We start from the raw sequence: 15,529 nt of genomic DNA, 5'->3' as shown, positions 1-15,529 counted from the left end.
TTGGACACCGCGCAGCGCCTCACCCTGGCCGGGACGGCGGTGCTCGCCGTGGCCTGGCTCGTGTGGCCGTCCCCCGACCGCCCCGAGGCCGTCGCGCCGGTCGCGGCGCCGACGGTGTGGGAGACGTGGGACGCCGAGCCGGTCGACTGGCCCGGGACCGTCGACGGCCGGGCGTGGACGCCGCTGAAGATCCTCGACGACGACCAGGCGCTGGGCGCCGACGAGTCCGGTTCGCTGCTGTACGTGTCCCTCGACGAAGACGGCGACGCCGCGGTGTCGGTGGTGGCCGAGCCCGGCGGGGTGCCGGGGGTCGTCGCGGTCGCGGCGACCGACGAGCGCCTGGCGTGGCTCTCCTCGGTGCCCGATGAGCGCGGCCGGGTCGTCTCGGAGTTGTGGACGGCGCCGCGCGGGGCCGACGGTGCGCCCGGGGAGGCGTCGCTGCTGACCGCCGACACCGGCGACGTGATCGCGTCCGGCTCGGCGTACGACCTCCAGTTCGCGGCCGAGGGCCTGCACTGGCTGTCGACGGCGCGCGGCGAGGCGATGGTGACCGAGCACCGCTCGGTGCCGGTCGCAGGCGGCGAGGTCGCGGTGACCGGGCACCTGGGCGCGTGGCAGGCGGCGGCGTGGCCGTGGCTGGCGAGCGCGGGCTCGGACTCGCTGGGCGGGGCGCAGCTGGTGCGCACCGACACCGGTGCGGGCGTGAAGGTCTTCTCCGGTTCGGAGGAGCTGACGCTGTGCTCGGCGACGTGGTGCCGGCTGATCGTGAACGCCGAGGACGGCGCGCGAGTGGACCTCGTCCGTCCAGACGGGACCGGTCGGGTGACGGTCGCGGAGGGGTTCGCGTCCGCGGTGTCCCCCGATGTGGGACTGGTCGACCGGTTCGAGCCGCTGGCCGAACGCGGTACGTCCGCGGGGGACTCGACCGAGGTGACGCTGTTCGACCTGCAAGCGGGCGAGGCGTACCTGGTCGCGTCCAGTGCGGGGCGGACGGGCGCCGACGCGCGGCGGCTGTGGTGGTCCACGGGGACGGCCGAACTGCTTGTGTGGCACGTGCTCGACCTCACGGACCTGGCGTAATGCGAAGCGTTCGCGCGCCGGGCGCGGGTAACGTCGATGCCGTGACCACACCGCACAGCGCCCCGGAGGCCGGTCCGGCCCGCCCGCAGATCATGGGGGTCCTGAACATCACCCCCGACTCGTTCTCCGACGGCGGACGCTACCTGGACTTCGGCGACGCGGTCGCGCACGGCGAGCAGATGGGCGCCGAGGGCGCGGACCTGATCGACGTCGGCGGCGAGTCGACGCGGCCGGGGGCCGAGCGGGTGGACGCGGCGACCGAGACGTCCCGGGTGGTGGACGTGGTGGCGGCGCTCGTCGAACGGGGCCTTGCGGTCTCGATCGACACGACGCGGGCCGCGGTGGCGGCGGCGGCGATCGGGGCGGGCGCGAGCGTCGTCAACGACGTCTCGGGCGGCCTCGCGGACCCGGACATGGCGCGGGTCGTGGCCGACACGGGCGTGCGGTGGGTGCTCATGCACTGGCGCGGGCACTCCTCGGACATGCAGCGGCTGGCGGCGTACGAGAACGTGGTGGCCGACGTGAAGGCCGAGCTGGAGGACCGGGTCGAGGCGGCGCTGGACAGCGGCGTGGACCGCGAGAAGCTGATCCTGGACCCGGGTCTGGGGTTCGCGAAGTCCGCGGAGCACAACTGGCGGCTGTCGGCGCACCTGGACGAGTTCGTGGCGCTGGGGTACCCGGTGCTGTTCGGGTCGTCGCGGAAGTCGTATCTGGGGCGGCTGCTGGGCGACGAGAGCGGGAAGCCGCGCCCGGTGGGGCAGCGGGAGGCGGCGACGCTGGCGACGTCGGTGCTGGCGTTCGCGGCGGGGGCGTGGGGCGTGCGGGTGCACGACGTCGCCGGGACCGCCGACGCGCGCGCGGTGTGGGAGGCGACCGCCGGCGCGCGGTGAGCTGACGGATCGGCGACAGGGACCGGTTTTCCAGACGTCCGGGATTCGGCCTGGACCTGCGGTTTCGCACCGTTCCGCGCGGGGCGGCGGGAGTGCGGCGCCGTCTCGGAAGTTGGAACTGCGGTTGCCGATACGGGCGGTACGCCCGTACCATTCGGCTCGTACTTCATCCAGAGCAGCTGAGGGGTCCGGCCCTGCGAAGCTGCGGCAACCACCGACACGCCGTCACGGCGTCGCGGCAGGTGCCAAATCCGGCCCGCCACGAGCGGGAAAGATGAGGGAGGAGCCTTCTCGCATGTCCAATGCTCTCTTCGCCGACAGCCCCGCCAAGGGTCTGGTCTGCCGCAACTGCAACGCCACCTACGACCTGGTCGCCCAGCACGCCTGTTGGCAGTGCTTCGGGCCGCTGGAGGTCGACTACGACCTCGACGAGCTGGCGAAGGTGACGCGGGAGCAGATCGAGGCCGGGCCGCAGAACATCTGGCGCTACGCGCCGCTGCTGCCGGTCGGCGTCCACCCCGAGGACCGGGTCAGCCTGAACCCGGGCCTGACCCCGCTCATCGACGCCGTGCACCTGGCGAAGGCGCTGGGGATGCGCAAGCTGTGGGTCAAGGACGACAGCGCGAACCCGACCCACTCGTTCAAGGACCGGGTCGTGTCGACCGCGGTGTCGGCGGCGGTCAAGCTGGGGTTCGAGCGGTTCGCGTGCGCGTCCACCGGGAACCTGGCGAACTCGGTCGCGGCGCACGCCGCCCGGGCGGGGGTCCCGTCGATCGTGTTCATCCCCTCCGACCTGGAGCCGGGGAAGGTCGTGCAGTCGGCGATCTACGGCGGCACGCTGGTCGCGGTGGAGGGCTCGTACGACGACGTGAACCGGCTGTGCTCGGAGCTGACGGAGACCGACGACTTCGAGAAGACCGCGTTCGTCAACGTGAACATCCGCCCGTACTACGCGGAGGGGTCGAAGACCCTCGGGTACGAGGTGGCGGAGCAGCTGGGCTGGCGGCTGCCGGAGCAGGTCGTGGTCCCGATGGCCTCGGGCGAGCTGCTCACCAAGATCCACAAGGCGTTCGAGGAGGCCGCGGAGATCGGCCTGACCGAGCCGGGCAAGGTCCGGGTCTTCGGCGCGCAGTCGGCCGGGTGCAGCCCGATCGCCGACGCGTTCGACGCGGGGACCGACGTGATCACCCCGGTGAAGCCCACCGGGATCGCGAAGAGCCTGAACATCGGCGACCCGGCGGCGGGCCCGTACGCGATCGAGGCGTGCCGTTCGACGGGCGGCGGGATGGCGAAGGTCTCCGACGACGAGATCCGGGACGGCGTGAAGCTTCTCGCCGCGACCACGGGCGTGTTCGCCGAGACGGCCGGCGGCGTCGTGGTCGCTACGCTCCGTAAGCTCTTGGAGTCGGGGCAGCTCGACCCGGAGGCGGAGACCGTCATCTACAACACCGGCGAGGGCCTGAAGACGCTCGACGCCGTGTCGTCCCTGGTGGGGCCGACGCATACGGTGAAGCCGTCGCTGAAAGCGGCGAAAGAAGCCGGTTTCCTGCAGTCCTGAGTAGAGTCGGGAGTTCGGGAGCCGTTGCTGGTCAAGCGCTTTCCGAACTCCCGAAATTATCACTCTCAGTGACCGATGTGAAGTGGAGTGTCGGGTACCCGACAAAAAGAAGAGAACTTCGGGTCTTGACCGTATTCACTGAATGAGCAAGAATTCTTGGTGCGGGAGGCCGCAGATGTCCTGTCGCCACTCACCCGGTTGACTGCGAGTCCTGGGGCTAGAACGTGTCGAGCAGCGCCAGCCGGTGTCAGGAACTGCGGTCTCCCGACCACGCTGCCCCTGTTCTGTGAATTGCCGGAACCCCGCTCCCCCAAACCTTCCCGGCGTCCCGAACGCTATCCACTTGCCCGGCCCCGCGCCCTCTGACAGGCTCGGGCCATGACGCATTTCGACATCGTCCGGGTCGACCCCTCCGACGGTCCGCTCGTCCAGTCCTGGCTCGCCGCACAGGAAGCGGTGCACGCGCACGACTTCCCGGGCCTGCGGCCCTGGACCCCCTTCGGCGCCCTCGCCGGACTGGTCGTCCACGACCCCGACAACCGCCGCGAGAAGTGGGCCGCCGTCTGCGACGGCGAGGTCCTCGGCTACCTGAACCTCCACCTGTCCGACCGCGACAACTCGCACCTCGCGAACTTCGAGGCCGGCGTCGCGCCCGGCTCGCGCCGCCGCGGCATCGGCTCGGCCCTGCTGCGCCACGCCGAGGAGCGCGCCGCCGAGGACGGGCGCACCACCGTCTCGACCTGGCTCGCCGTCCCGCACGAGGACTCCCCCGACGTCCGCGGCGACGGCGGGCCGTTCCTCGTCGACAACGGGTACCAGCGGTCCCTGGAGGCCGCCGTGCGCGTGTGCGAGCTCGCCGCCGTCGACGACGAGGCCCTGGACGCGCTCCGCGACGAGGCCGAGCGGCACGCCTCCGGGTTCCGGCTCGTCGCCTTCCACGGCGTGCCGCCCGAGGACCTCATCGACGGCATGGCGTACCTGCACGCCCGCATGTACACCGACATGCCGCTGGGCGACTGGGACCTCCAGGAGGCCCGGATCACCGCCGACACCGTGCGCGACTGGGAGCGCCAGCGCACGCAGCGCGGCCAGCTCAACATCCAGACCGTCGCCGTGCACCAGGAGAGCGGCGACGTCGCCGGGTTCACCGAGATCCAGGTCCAGTCCGGCGACGAGCGGCACTGCCTGCAGGGCAACACGATCGTCGACCCGCGCTTCCGCGGGCACCGCCTCGGCACGGTCCTCAAGATCGCCAACCAGCGGCGGCTCGCGTCGATGCGCCCGTGGATGCGGTACGTGTGGACCGGGAACGCGGAGTCGAACACGCAGATGATCGCGATCAACGAGTCGGTCGGGTACCGGCTCGCGGGGCACGAGACGGTGTTCCAGAAGAAGCTGAGCTAGGCGCGACGGCCGGGGACGGCGCCGCCGGGAGCGGCCCGCCTAGCGGACGAGCCGCTCGTGGATGCGGCGGCGCTCGGCGTGCAGCTCGGCGATGCGCGCGGCGGCGGCGCCGTCCCCGCCGCGGGCGGCCTCGCGGAGGCCGTGGATCTCGTCCTCCAGGTCGAGGCCGCGCCGGTTCAGCTCGAAGAGGCTCTCGGACACCTCGGGCTCGGGGGTCTCGCGGATGATCCTGGCGCCGTCGGCGGTGATGCCGAACGGGGCCAGCCTCGCCGCGTCGAGCTTGAAGGCGCGGCGGTGCCCGGTGACCTTGTCCATGCGGTCGCTGCCCTCGCTCTGCATGTGGGACAGACCGGTGTGGGCGTAGAGCCACCACGGGGTCTCGCCGTCGAGGTGGCGCACGTTGTAGTTCCAGGGCGCGAGGACCTGCGCGAGGGTGCGGTGGTTGTTGCGGTAGACCGTGCCGGGGTCGTCGGCGCGCTCCAGCAGGCTGAGCCCGATCGAGGGGCTGTGGTGGTAGGCGCGGTGCCCGGCGCCCTTCGCGGGGACCCAGTTGCAGCCCAGCACCGGCGAGAGGATCGCCGGGGCCCGGTTGCCCCCGGCGAGGTAGGCCGCGGCCTCCTCGTGGAGGCGGCCGACCAGGCTGCGGTGGATCGCGTCGTCGTCGTCGAGGCGGGTGGTCAGGACCCAGGGCTTCCTGCGGGCCTTGGCCTCGTCGCGGGTCCAGGCGGCGAGGTCGGGCACGAAGTCGCGCTTGAGCTCGGTCTCGGCGATCCGCAGGTACGGGCGGTCCGCGGCGAGGGCGTCGAGGCGCTTGCGCGCCTGCCCGGGCATGTCCCGGTCGACCGCGACCACCCACACGAAGTCGCGGTCCTCCTGGGCGTCGAGCGAGGCGACGGTCAGGTGCTCCATCATGAGCTGGCGGTAGGCGAACCACTGCTCGTCGAACACGCCGATCCCGTGGCGGGTGGCGATGACGTGCAGGAACTCGGTGGACCGGGGGGCGGCGTCGCGCAGGCGGCGGCGCAGGGCGGCGAGAGGGTTCGGGCGCATGGGCTCGCTTCCTGTGGGCTCGGGCGTGGCTCTGATGGGAGCACGCTCCGCGCATGTGGACGGTTGCTTGCCCCGGGGTGAACGGTCCGCCAACTCCCGGCTTCACGCGAGGCGGGCGCGCCACCACTCGAGCGTCTCGGCGAGCGCGGTCTCGGTGTCGGTGGCCTTGTCGCCGAAGGTGTCCGTGAAGTCGGCGGACTCCATGACGTAGGGCCCGTCCCACTGGTGGCGGGTCTCGGCCATGCCCTTCATCGCGGGCGCGAACTGGCCGACGACGTGGATGAGGAACCACCAGGGCATCCGCGAGACGCGCACGGGGCCGCGGCCGGCGATGCGGGCGAGGGCCTGGACGAACTCGCGCTGGGTGGCCGCGGGCGCGGTGGGCACGTGCCAGGGGCGGCCCCACGCGCGGTCGTCGCCGCCGAGGCGGATGAGGGCGCGGGCGACGTCGGGGATGTAGGTGAGGGAGTGGGGCGCGTCGGGGTCGCCGAGGACGGTGACGCCGCGCCTGCCCTCGACGACGGGGCGGACCACGCGCTCGCCGAGCATGGCGTCGGCGAGGGCGCCGGGGCCGAAGTAGTCGGAGCCGCGGGCCTCGGTGAAGCGGAGGTCGCCGCTGCGGTGGAGGTCCATGGCCTGGTGCCACATCTCGATGCGGATCCGTCCCTTGTGTCCGGGGGAGGCGAGGGCGGTGCGCTCGGTCATGGGTTCGGTGACGGGGCCGTAGACGTAGAGGTTGCCGGTGTTGACCAGGCCCGCGCCGTGGGCCTTGGCGGCGGCGAGGATCGCGGCGAACATGGGCGGCCACTCGTCGGCCCACTGGTGGTAGCCGGCGGGGTTGGCGCAGTTGTAGATGACGTCGGCGCCCGCGCTGGCGGCGGTGAGCGCGGCGGCGTCGCGGGCGTCGACCTTGACGTGCTCGATGCCGGGGAGGCTGGGCCCGCCGGAGCGGCTGAGGACCCGCACGCGCTCGCCGCGCTCGGCGAGGAGGGAGGCGACGGTGGAGCCGATCTGGCCTTTGCCGAGGATGACGTGGTCGGTCATGGGGTGTCCTTCTCTCAGTGCGTTCATTTCGAGAGCACCGCTCTCTGTCGAGAACAACGATCGCACACTCCGGTCAGGAATACAAGAGCACTGCTCTCTTTTTTGAGCACCAGACCGAACTCTGTCGCCACCACCCGCAACGCCGAGTTATCCACAACCCGTCAAAAGTTATCCACAAGTAGCTTCTTCGCATTCGACACTTCGGNTCGCGAACGTCGCCATACCGAGACCCGAGCGCGGGAAGCCACCCGCGCTCGGGTCCCCGCCGAAAGCACCCGCTCCGCGCGGAGCACGCGGGCGGCCGGCCCAGACCAGGCCGGCCGCCCGCAACACCACCGTCGACCGAGCGTCAGCCCTCGCGGTTGTTCGCGTAGTTCTCCAGGTACTCGAGCTGCTCGGGGTCCAGGCTCGGGCGGACTCGCTCCATCGCCTGCTCGACGTGGGCGGCGGTCACGATGCTCGCGTCGAGCGACTCGCGCATGGCCGTCAGCGCGGCCTCCCGCACCAGCGCGGCGCAGTCGGCGGCCGAGTACAGCCACAGCTCGTCGGCGACCGCCGCGAGGTCGACGTCCTCGGCGAAGGGCACGTTCTTCGCGTTGGCGCGCAGGATGTCGGCCCGGCCGTGGGCGTCCGGCGGCGGCACGTAGACGAGGCGCTCCAGGCGGCCCGGGCGCAGCAGCGCCGGGTCGATCATGTCGGGCCGGTTGGTGGCCCCCACGACCACGACGTCGCGCAGGGCCTCGGCCCCGTCGAGTTCGGTGAGCAGGGCGGCGACCACGCGGTCGGCGGTACCGCCGTCGGTGCCGGCCCCGCGCACGGGGGCCAGGGCGTCGAGCTCGTCGAAGAACATCAGGGTCGGGCTGGCCTGGCGGGCGCGGCGGAACAGCTCGCGCACGTTCTTCTCGGACTCGCCGACCCACTTGTTCATCAGCTCGGAGCCCTTGACGCTCAGGACGTTCGCGTGGCCCTCCCCCGCGACCGCGCGGACGATGTAGGTCTTCCCGCATCCGGGAGGTCCATAGAGGAGGATGCCCCGCGGGGCCTCGATGCCCAGGCGGGTGAACGCGTCGGGGTAGGTGAGCGGCCAGAGCACGGTCTCGGTGAGGGTCTGCTTGAGGTCCTCCATGCCGCCGACGTCGGCGAGTGTGAGCCCGCCGAGCTCGACCGAGTCCCCGGCGAGGCTGGTGGGCCGCACCGACTCCAGGGCGCCGTCGAAGTCGGTCCCCTGGAGCGCCGTGGCCCCGCCCTCCTTGGCGCGCAGCGCGGCCCGCACCCCGGCCTCGCGGACCATGACGGCCAGGTCGGAGGCGACGTAGCCGGGGGCGCGGTGCGCCACCGACTCCAGCTTCACGTCCTCGGCCACCCGCATCGCGCGGGTGAAGTAGACGAGCAGGTCGCGGCGGGACTCGGCGTCTGGCATCGGGACGACGACCTCGTGCTCCAGGCGCGAGCGGAGCCCCGCGTCGACGTCCTCGACGCGCGCGGTCGTGCACACGACCGCGTGCTCGCCGGGCTCGGCCAGGACCTCCTCGACGAGGCGGGAGAACATGGTGCCCAGCGGGGTCCGGCGGTCCGCCGGGGCCAGGTGCTCGACCCCGCGGACCAGGAGCACGCCGGGGGCGGTCAGCGCGGCCACGGCCGAGCGGAGCCGGTCGGCGGCGGCGTTGGCCTCCAGGGCGGCGAGGTCGGAGCCGGAGACCTCGCTGACGCGCGCCCCGACCTCCTCGGCGACCGAGCGGACGATCGTGGCCTTCCCCGCGCCCGACGGGCCCGAGACGAGCACGCCGAGGGCCATGTCGGTGCCGACGACCTTGAGGACCTCGCGGTGGTTGAAGCCGAGGTCGAGGAGTTCGCGGAGCTCCTCGGCGGGGATCTTCGCGCCGGCGAGCTCGTCGTAGGGGATCGTCGCGACGCCCGGGACCGCTTCGGGCGCACGGGAGCCCGCGATCGGGGTGCGGGCCTCGGCGCGCGGCCGGGCGGCGCTGGCGGCGCCGCCGTAGGAGGCGGGCATGCGGGCGCCGGGGGTGCGCCCGGCGGGCAGCGGCAGGTCGGCGGGGAGGTCGACGGCGCGGACCTCGTGCTCCCACTCGACGCGGGTGTCGGCGGTGATCATCGCGCCCTGGGCGGGGCTCGACTCGACCACGTTGAGCACCATGGTGGTCCAGCCCATGCCGAGCGTGTTGTTCAGGGTCCGGCGGGTGGCCGTGACGGCGTCGCGCGCCGAGCCGAGCTCGATCGGCAGCAGGGAGACGTCGTCGCCCTCGCACACGACCTTGGAAAGGAGTGCGAGCCGCAGCGTGTCGGGGTCGACCACGGCGACGGCGGTGGCCGGGCCCGACAGGACCACCCGGTCTGCGGCGGCCAGTGCGACCGGGGCGAGGCGCACGGGGTCGCCGTCGCGGGCGCCGATGTTGCCGAGGGTGAGGTCGTCGGCGTAGAGGGCGCGGCGGGACGCGTACCGGTCGGCTTCGAGGGCGATCGCGGCGGTCGTGCGCCGTCCCGTGAGCCCGACCGGGTCGCCGGGGCGCAGGCCCAGGGCGGTGAGGGCCTCGGGGTGGAGGCGGACGATGCCGCGGCGCGCGTCGAGTGCGGCGCGGGCGCGGGTGGCGGTGAGTGTGAGGGTGCCTGTGTCGGTCACGCGGCCCAGCCTATTACGGGTGGGCGGCGGTCGGCGAGGCTCGCCGTGCGGATCACGAGGTCGGGGGTGTCCGTCCGCGGCCACCCCCGGCTTCGAGTGTGCCCGCGGGGTGCGACAGGAGGGGCCGCCGTGGCTCGGCGGTCCGGGTCGGGGCGGCGTGCTCGGAGGTCGCCGCGTGCAGTGGCACGGGTCCGGCGCGCTCGGGGGTCGCCGCCGCGGTGCGGCGGGCCGCTTCCGGACAGCGCATTCGGCGGCGGGCGTTCCAGGGTCGGGATCGACCCGCGGTCCACGGCCGACTCCGGCGGCCCCACCTTGCGCCGGTCTACTCCTCCGCGGGGTGGGGGGCATGCGGTAGAAGTCCTTGCCGTCCTCTTGGAGGATCGCGGTGGTGGCGCCCTGGTCGTCGCCGCCGCGGTGCGGCTGGCCGCTTCCGGATGGCGCGTTCGGCGTCGGGCGTTCCAGGGTCGGGATCGACCGCGATCCGCGGCCGCCCCGGCGGCCCCGCCTTGCGCCGGTCTACTCCTCCGCGGGGGTGAGGTCCATGCGGTAGACGGTCTTGCCGTCTTCGTGGAGGACCGCGGTGGTGGCGCCCTGGTCGGCGAACTCGCGCCAGCGTTCGCCCAGCCACGACTCGGCGTCGCCCTGGCTGCCCAGGTCGCTGTCGGGGGTGTCGAGGGTGTTGCCGTCGGCGTCTTCGAGCTTCCAGGTCCAAGTCATGGGGCAACAGTACGCGATCGGGTGCTACCAGTCCCAGCGGTCGTTGGCGGGGGCGGTGACGGGGGTGCGTTCGATCTGCGTGGGCGGTTCGGGGGTGCGGCGGGGGCCGAAGGCGGCGCCGAGGGCGACGAGGGTCCACAAGGGGAGGAGGCCGATCCAGAGCCAGGCGGGGGCGACGGGCATGGGGGCGAGGGTGGCGACGCCGCGGTCGACGGCGTCGAGGAGGGCGAGGGCGCCGATGGCGAGGGTGAAGCCGCCGAGGAAGCGGAGGCCGGAGCGGTACCAGGAGCGTCCGGCGAGGAGCCAGCCGAGGGCCCAGAGGGCGACGGCGAGGGCTTCGTAGTCGGCGCGGCCGGACCAGACGGCGAGGACGAAGAGGAGGGCGCCGCAGCCGGTGGCTATGGCGGAGAAGGTCATGGCGCCGGCGCGTGGGGGGTTGGGGGAGCGGGCGGCGGCGAGCCAGCCGGCGCCGGCGAGGAAGAGGAGGGCGGCGGCGAAGGCGACGGCGGTCTGGAATTCGAGGCGGTCGGTGAACTGGGCGCCGAGCCAGTCGCAGGTGGCGGAGAGGTCGTCGGTGCTCTGGAGGCCGCATTCGCGGGCTTTGAGGGTGCGGAGGGGGTCGCCGAGGATGCGGGCGGCGTCGGTGCCGTCGCAGGGCGGGAGGGCGGCGGGGGTGGTGCGGTGGGTGCCGGGTTCGTCGAAGCAGTTGGCGACGCCGGTGCCGTCCCACCAGAGGTCGAGGCGGTTGCGGTGGCGGGCGCCGTCTTCGCGTTCGCCGTAGACGTTGTCGGTGAAGGTGTTGCGGTCGCCGCCGAGGCCGGGGTCGTGTCCGGGGGTGCCCCAGGCGGTGACGGCGGCGGTCTCCTGGTTCCAGATGCGGTTGGCGGTGACGGTGGTGCCGGTGGCGTCGGCGACGAGGATGCCGACGCCGGAGGGGTAGGTGCGGTCGGGGCAGAGGACGCCGTCGGCCCAGTCGCGGGCGGCGGGGTCGTCGCCGCAGGCGGCGGTGCCGAGGCGGTGGTAGTGGTCGGTGTTGTTGCCGTAGAGGATGTTCTGGGTGGCGGTGACGGCGGCGGTGGGGCCGGTGTCGGTGATGACGAGGCCGGTGGTGTTGCCGTGGAGGCGGTTGGCGGTGGCGGTGGCGGTGGTGGCGGTGCCGCGGATCTCGAGGCCGGCGGTGTTGGCGGTGGCTTCGCAGCCGGTGACGTCGGCGCCGGAGTTCTCGATGAGGATGCCGGCGGTGTCGGCGGTGTCGGCGCGGCAGTCGGTGAGGGCGACGCCGGTGGAGTCGGCGATGTGGAGGCCGGCGCCGTCGCTTTGGAAGGCGCCGACTTCGACGAGGGCGGCGCTTTCGACGGCGGTGAGGCGGAGGGCGGCGTCGCGGGCTTGGCCGAAGGCGATGCCTTTGAGGTAGAGGCCGGAGGCGGCGTGGGCGGTGAGGACGGTGGCGGCGGTGAAGCGGGCGGTGATCTGGATGTCGTCGGGGCTGTCGCCGAGGCCTTCGATCTGGAGGTCGGGGAGGTCGACGACGATGGCGGTGTCGACGGTGTAGTGGCCGGGGAGGATCTGGATGCGGGTGCCGGGGGCGGCGTCGGCGAGGGCGGTGGGGAGGTCGCGGTAGCCGTCGGCGAGGCAGTCTTCTTGGAGGCGTTCGTTGCCGATGCGCTCGTTGTAGTTGACGCCGGCGTTGCGTTCGGTGAAGTCCTCGGTGTCGGCGGTGCAGACGAGGAGGAGGTCGCCGTCGTCGCGGTAGGCGGGGGGTTCGGCGGCGGCGGGGAGGGCGGGGAAGGGGTCGGGTTCGGCGATGCGGCCTTCGGTGGCGGTGCCGCCGACGTAGCAGGTGAAGACGAGGACGGCGAGGATGCCGGTCATGAGGGCGAGGGCGGCGAGGCGGCGGTCCGAGCGTGGGGGTGTGTGGGGCACGGTGACAGGTTAACTTGCGTCGCACACGGTGTGAAGGGCCGCGAATCGGGTGGGGCGCAGTCATTTCGGGCACGGGTGCGGCGTCGCGGCATACCGCCCGTGGTTGGGGCGGTATGCCGCTTGCGCAGCGGCTGCGCCGTCTGCACTGGCAGCCAGTACAGAGAAAGGGAGAACCTCTCACTGTACAGTGAGCGGTCCTCCCTTGCGGTACTCAGTCGGCCTGAGTAAGCAACCTTGAAGGGCTGCTTTACATCATGCCGCCCATGTCGCCCATGCCGCCGCCGGCGGCGCCGGCGCCTTCCTTCTCCGGGGCGTCGGCGACGACGGCCTCGGTGGTCAGGAACAGGGCGGCGATCGACGCGGCGTTCTGCAGCGCCGAGCGGGTGACCTTGGTCGGGTCGGGGATGCCGGCGGCCAGCATGTCGCCGTACTCGCCGGTCGCGGCGTTGAGGCCGTGGCCGGTGGGCAGGTTGCGGACCTTCTCCACCACGACGCCGCCTTCGAGGCCGGCGTTCTCGGCGATGGCGCGGAGCGGCGCGCCGAGCGAGCGGCGGACGATCTCGACGCCGGTGGCCTCGTCGCCGTCGGCCTCGATCTTGTCGAAGGCGATCGCGCCGGCCTGGGCCAGCGCGGTGCCGCCGCCGGCGAGGATGCCCTCTTCGACCGCGGCCTTGGCGTTGCGGACGGCGTCTTCGACGCGGTGCTTGCGCTCCTTGAGCTCGACCTCGGTGGCCGCGCCGACCTTGATGACGGCCACGCCGCCGGCGAGGCGGGCGAGGCGCTCCTGGAGCTTCTCGCGGTCGTAGTCGGAGTCGGAGTTCTCGATCTCGGCGCGGATCTGGTTGATCCGGCCCTGGATCGCGTCCTCGTCGCCGCCGCCGTCGACGATGATGGTGTCGTCCTTGGTGATGACGACCTTGCGGGCCTGGCCGAGCAGGGACAGGTCGGCGTTCTCGAGCTTGAGGCCGACCTCTTCGGAGATGACCTGGCCGCCGGTGAGGATGGCGATGTCGCCGAGCATGGCCTTGCGGCGGTCGCCGAAGCCGGGGGCCTTGACGGCGGCCGACTTGAAGATGCCGCGGATGCGGTTCACCACGAGGGTGGGGAGGGCCTCGCCGTCGACGTCCTCGGCGATGATGAGGAGCGGCTTGGAGGTCTGGGTGACCTTCTCGAGTGTGGGCAGGAGGTCCTTGATCGCGGAGATCTTCTGGTTCGCGATGAGGATGTAGGGCTCTTCGAGGACGGCTTCCATGCGGTCCTGGTCGGTCACGAAGTAACCGGACAGGTAGCCCTTGTCGAAGCGCATGCCCTCGGTGAGCTCGAGGTCGAGGCCGAAGGTGTTCGACTCCTCGACGGTGATGACGCCTTCCTTGCCGACCTTCTCCATCGCCTCGGCGATGATGGCGCCGACGGTGGCGTCGCCGGCGGAGATGGACGCGGTGTTGGCGATCTGCTCCTCGGTCTCGACCTCGGTGGAGGTGGACTGGAGGTGCTCGACGACGGCCGCGACGGCCTTCTCGATGCCCTTCTTGATGGCGATCGGGTTGGCGCCCGCGGCGACGGCGCGGAGGCCTTCCTTGACGAGGGCCTGCGCGAGGACGGTGGCGGTGGTGGTGCCGTCGCCGGCGACGTCGTCGGTCTTCTTGGCGACCTCCTTGACCAGTTCGGCGCCGATGCGCTCGTACGGGTCTTCGAGCTCGATCTCCTTGGCGACGGACACGCCGTCGTTGGTGATCGTGGGGGCGCCCCACTTCTTGTCGAGGACGACGTTGCGGCCCTTCGGGCCGAGGGTCACCTTGACGGCCTCCGCGAGGGTGTTCATGCCCCGCTCGAGCCCGCGGCGAGCCTCCTCGTCGAATGCGATCATCTTCGCCATGTCGGATGGCTTCCTTTCGGATAACGTTCGTGGTCGACGGTGAGGCGGTGTACCCGCGACGGTGGGCCCTGGGGGCCCGACCACCTCATCGCGCATTTAGCACTCCCCTGCGGCGAGTGCCAGTCCCAGGTATAGCACTCTCGCCCCGAGAGTGCCAATCCGGGGCGCGGAACTAGTGGTGGAGAGCGCGGACGCCGGGACGGGGGTCCCGGCGTCGGGCGGTCGTGCGGTGGGGCGCGGTCACGGGGTGGGCGAGGGCGCCCCGGGGTGGCCGGGTTCGCCGGGGCCGGTGTAGCCGCCGGGGGCGGCGGCGCCGGAGGCCTCGGCGGAGAGCGAGGTGGCGGAGACCGGTTCGGCGCGTCCGCGCAGCCAGGCGTAGGTGCAGAGGGCGGCGGAGACGGTCCAGATCATCGGCGCGAGGAGCAGGAGGGCCATGACGGCCTCGGTGACGATGGTGAGGACGGCGGCGAGCCAGCCGGCGAAGATCGCGTGCCAGAGGCCGGCGAGGAGGAGGCCGACGAGGGCGATGACGAGGTTCGCGGCGATCGCGACGAGGACGACGATGCACAGGCGGCCGAGCGCGGGCCAGAACGCGGAGTGCGTGAGCTGGATCGAGCGGGCGTAGGGGCTGCGGTGGGCTTCGAAGACGGCGGCGGGGGCCATGAGGCTGAGGGCGAAGATCGCCCACAGGCCGGGCAGGACGCACAGGACGAGGCCGGCGGCGATGGTGATCCAGGCGAGGAGCAGCCACAGGAAGAACTTCCCGCCGCGTCGGAAGCCGAACGAGAACGCCTCGCCGAGGCTGAGGAAGCCGCCGGCGGCCTCGGCGGCGGCGGTGCGGACGGCGGCGAGGACGGCGGACCCGGAGACGTACAGGACGGCGAGGGTGAGGACGAGGCCGATGAACCCGGCGAGGGCGCTCGGGGTGTACTCGCGGACGAAGGTCCCCCAGTCGGTGACGACGATGTCCTGCTCGGGCGCGCGCACGTTGTTGTTGTAGGCGCCGAGGACCCAGCGGGGCAGGACCACGCCGATGAGGAGGATGAGGCCGACGGTCCGCCAGGAGCGCTGGACGACGTCGAAGGAGGCGTGCCACCAGCCTTCGAACGTGTCGGTCACGAGGGGGTCGCCGCCGGAGAAGCGGCCCGAGGGCTCCTCGGACTGCCCGGAGTTCCAGTAAGGATCGTCGCTCATAGGCCGGATCGTAGACCAATCAAACGTGCATATCAGACAAACGATTGCAGCACCTCCGTTCGGGGACGCCCGGTTGTCCGATTCGCCCGCCGGGCGTCCGGGGACGCGTTAGCGTCGGCAGGTGTCGGCGCGCGGCGCGCCGGGTACAGGCGACC

Annotated in this window: 11 protein-coding genes and 1 riboswitch; of the genes, 4 read left to right on the top strand and 7 right to left on the bottom strand. The window is 72.5% G+C overall.

What is annotated here, in order from left to right; translation table 11 throughout:
• The 4 genes from ABD419_RS20530 (at position 1) to ABD419_RS20515 (ending at position 4,932) form a co-directional block, all read left to right on the top strand.
• On the top strand, positions 1-1,080 hold the full coding sequence (locus tag ABD419_RS20530) for a hypothetical protein (RefSeq protein ID WP_344490428.1): 1,080 nt from the start codon (positions 1-3) through the stop codon (positions 1,078-1,080).
• A 92-nt stretch (positions 1,081-1,172) separates the two neighbouring features.
• On the top strand, positions 1,173-1,970 hold the full coding sequence (gene folP, locus ABD419_RS20525; RefSeq protein ID WP_344490506.1) for a dihydropteroate synthase: 798 nt from the start codon (positions 1,173-1,175) through the stop codon (positions 1,968-1,970).
• A gap of 163 nt (positions 1,971-2,133) precedes the next feature.
• Positions 2,134-2,251, top strand: a riboswitch (SAM riboswitch).
• A 14-nt stretch (positions 2,252-2,265) separates the two neighbouring features.
• Positions 2,266-3,528 carry a threonine synthase gene (gene thrC, locus ABD419_RS20520; RefSeq protein WP_344490425.1) on the top strand — a complete coding sequence of 421 codons (1,263 nt, stop codon included), beginning with the start codon at positions 2,266-2,268 and terminating at the stop codon, positions 3,526-3,528.
• A gap of 378 nt (positions 3,529-3,906) precedes the next feature.
• Entirely contained in the window at positions 3,907-4,932 is a 1,026-nt protein-coding gene (locus ABD419_RS20515; RefSeq protein ID WP_344490422.1) for a GNAT family N-acetyltransferase, read from the top strand.
• Positions 4,933-4,971: 39 nt separating this feature from the next.
• On the opposite strand, the gene ABD419_RS20510 is transcribed toward ABD419_RS20515, so the two are convergent.
• From ABD419_RS20510 to ABD419_RS20480, 7 genes are all read right to left on the bottom strand, one after another.
• The gene (locus ABD419_RS20510) at positions 4,972-5,982 is read right to left on the bottom strand and encodes a glycosyltransferase (RefSeq protein WP_344490420.1); all 1,011 of its coding nucleotides are present in this window, start codon (positions 5,980-5,982) and stop codon (positions 4,972-4,974) included.
• 102 nt (positions 5,983-6,084) lie between these two features.
• On the bottom strand, positions 6,085-7,026 hold the full coding sequence (locus ABD419_RS20505) for an NAD-dependent epimerase/dehydratase family protein (protein ID WP_344490417.1): 942 nt from the start codon (positions 7,024-7,026) through the stop codon (positions 6,085-6,087).
• Positions 7,027-7,375: 349 nt separating this feature from the next.
• A complete protein-coding gene (locus ABD419_RS20500) occupies positions 7,376-9,664 on the bottom strand; it encodes an AAA family ATPase (RefSeq protein WP_344490414.1) in 2,289 nt (762 codons plus the stop codon).
• Between the two features lie 516 nt (positions 9,665-10,180).
• Positions 10,181-10,381 carry a hypothetical protein gene (locus ABD419_RS20495; RefSeq protein ID WP_344490411.1) on the bottom strand — a complete coding sequence of 67 codons (201 nt, stop codon included), beginning with the start codon at positions 10,379-10,381 and terminating at the stop codon, positions 10,181-10,183.
• 24 nt (positions 10,382-10,405) lie between these two features.
• Positions 10,406-12,304: a NosD domain-containing protein gene (locus tag ABD419_RS20490; protein WP_344490408.1), complete on the bottom strand. Its 1,899-nt coding sequence runs from the start codon at positions 12,302-12,304 to the stop codon at positions 10,406-10,408.
• A gap of 247 nt (positions 12,305-12,551) precedes the next feature.
• Positions 12,552-14,180, bottom strand: coding sequence for a chaperonin GroEL (groL, locus tag ABD419_RS20485; protein WP_344490405.1), 1,629 nt, complete (start codon positions 14,178-14,180; stop codon positions 12,552-12,554).
• Between the two features lie 240 nt (positions 14,181-14,420).
• Entirely contained in the window at positions 14,421-15,374 is a 954-nt protein-coding gene (locus tag ABD419_RS20480) for a hypothetical protein (RefSeq protein ID WP_344490402.1), read from the bottom strand.
• Positions 15,375-15,529 lie beyond the last annotated feature (155 nt).

It is taken from the genome of Glycomyces endophyticus (assembly GCF_039531525.1).
Taxonomy (GTDB): Bacteria; Actinomycetota; Actinomycetes; order Mycobacteriales; family Micromonosporaceae; genus Glycomyces; species Glycomyces endophyticus.
The sequence above is the reverse complement of the archived record's forward strand: the minus strand, read 5'-3'. Positions and strand labels throughout refer to the sequence as shown.

Bases quoted from the DNA above. Each gene is read 5' to 3' on its own strand.
- folP (WP_344490506.1), top strand. From the start codon at position 1,173: ATGGGGGTCCTGAACATCACCCCCGACTCGTTCTCCGACGGCGGACGC.
- thrC (WP_344490425.1), top strand. From the start codon at position 2,266: ATGTCCAATGCTCTCTTCGCCGACAGCCCCGCCAAGGGTCTGGTCTGC.
- ABD419_RS20515 (WP_344490422.1), top strand. From the start codon at position 3,907: ATGACGCATTTCGACATCGTCCGGGTCGACCCCTCCGACGGTCCGCTC.
- ABD419_RS20510 (WP_344490420.1), bottom strand. From the start codon at position 5,982: ATGCGCCCGAACCCTCTCGCCGCCCTGCGCCGCCGCCTGCGCGACGCC.
- ABD419_RS20505 (WP_344490417.1), bottom strand. From the start codon at position 7,026: ATGACCGACCACGTCATCCTCGGCAAAGGCCAGATCGGCTCCACCGTC.
- ABD419_RS20495 (WP_344490411.1), bottom strand. From the start codon at position 10,381: ATGACTTGGACCTGGAAGCTCGAAGACGCCGACGGCAACACCCTCGAC.
- groL (WP_344490405.1), bottom strand. From the start codon at position 14,180: ATGGCGAAGATGATCGCATTCGACGAGGAGGCTCGCCGCGGGCTCGAG.
- ABD419_RS20480 (WP_344490402.1), bottom strand. From the start codon at position 15,374: ATGAGCGACGATCCTTACTGGAACTCCGGGCAGTCCGAGGAGCCCTCG.